Here is a 710-nt window from a genome sequence, read left to right as displayed (position 1 = left end):
GCGGGCATCGACTTGGGAGCGTTCGACCTGCCCCGGCTGAGCATTCCGCCGATCGAAATCCCATCGCTGACGATCCCTGCCGGAATCACCCTGGACGCGTTCGTGCTGCCCCTGCTGAGCATTCCGCCGATCACCATTCCGCCGCTGACGATCCCCGCCGGCACCACCATCGGCGCGTTCCACCTGCCCCCGATCACTATTCCAAAACTAACGATCGGAAATATCAGCACCGGCGTCTTTATGACACCAGAGCTAGGCCCGGCAGAATTGACCATATCGCTACCCGGGATACGCGCGGATTTTGTGCTCTTCGTCCCTAACAATATTATTTTGCTGCAAACGGCCACATTAGATAGATACCCGCAATTCGGCGGTGGAGTTAAGAATGAAACGTCGCAGACCGGCGGTCCGCCCGCCTTCATCGGATTCGGCCCGCTCACGATCAGCGGTATCGGTTTCCACGTCGCACCCTTTGCGATTGGCGGGTTCAGTCTTCCGACGTTGACCATCCCTCCGATCAGCATTCCCTCCGTCGAAATTCCGGGTTTTGCGTTACCCGAGATCAGCACGCCGGCGATCACCACGCCGCCGATCACGATCGATCCGATTGGGCTGGCCGGATTCGCGTTGCCACAGATCAGCACGCCGCCGATCAGCACACCGGCGATCAGCATCGATCCGATCGGGTTGGGCGAGTTCAGCCTCGGCCA

General features: G+C 59.9%; 1 pseudogene. It reads left to right on the top strand.

The features are described 5' to 3' along the window. Window positions 1–102: 102 nt before the first annotated feature. Window positions 103–710 (top strand): annotated as a pseudogene (locus BST27_RS30725) (PPE family protein); the annotation flags it as partial.

The sequence above is a fragment of the Mycobacterium intermedium genome (assembly GCF_002086275.1).
GTDB classification, from domain to species: domain Bacteria; phylum Actinomycetota; class Actinomycetes; order Mycobacteriales; family Mycobacteriaceae; genus Mycobacterium; species Mycobacterium intermedium.
This window is presented reverse-complemented; position numbering and strand designations above follow the sequence as displayed.